The sequence below is a fragment of the Viridibacillus soli genome (genome assembly GCF_016612995.1).
Classification (GTDB): Bacteria; Bacillota; Bacilli; order Bacillales_A; family Planococcaceae; genus Viridibacillus; species Viridibacillus soli.
On sequence record NZ_JAEOAH010000040.1, the window covers coordinates 1 to 504 of the forward strand.

Below are 504 nucleotides of genomic sequence, written 5' to 3' on the forward strand. Positions count from 1 at the left end.
TTTTTACCCATAAATCTTCAACTTTTTGAAGAAAACGTGGAAACGATGAAATTAGATGCTTATATGAAAAAACTTACGACGGATTCATTCTTTAATTTACTGCTTTTTGCGCAGCTACAGGAAACCGAAAGTCTGCATGCGCTGAGTGATTGTCTTTTCGACGAACATCTTCAAAAAGGCACGAACTTAGAATCCATCAGTATCTCTCAGCTGTCACGCAGATTGAACGGCATGAATCCAGATATCTTCCAACAGCTTTTCCTTGATTTAGTCGTTCAAATCCACCAAAAAACGAATGTCTCGAAAAGCGTCATGCCTTTAAAAATCATTGATTCGAGTACATTACCGCTTAATTTAACGAATCACAAATAGGCTGAATTTCGTAAAACAAAAGCGGGTGTTAAGCTTCACTTACGCCTGGTGTTCATGAAAAAAGGAACGTCTTATCCCGAAAAAACGGTACTCACTACAGCGAAAGAACATAATCGCAATCAACTCGAAGTC

At 38.3% G+C, this 504-nt stretch carries 1 pseudogene; it reads left to right on the forward strand.

Annotated elements, in window-relative coordinates:
• Window positions 1–504: pseudogene (locus JFL43_RS18305) on the forward strand (DUF4372 domain-containing protein); the annotation flags it as partial.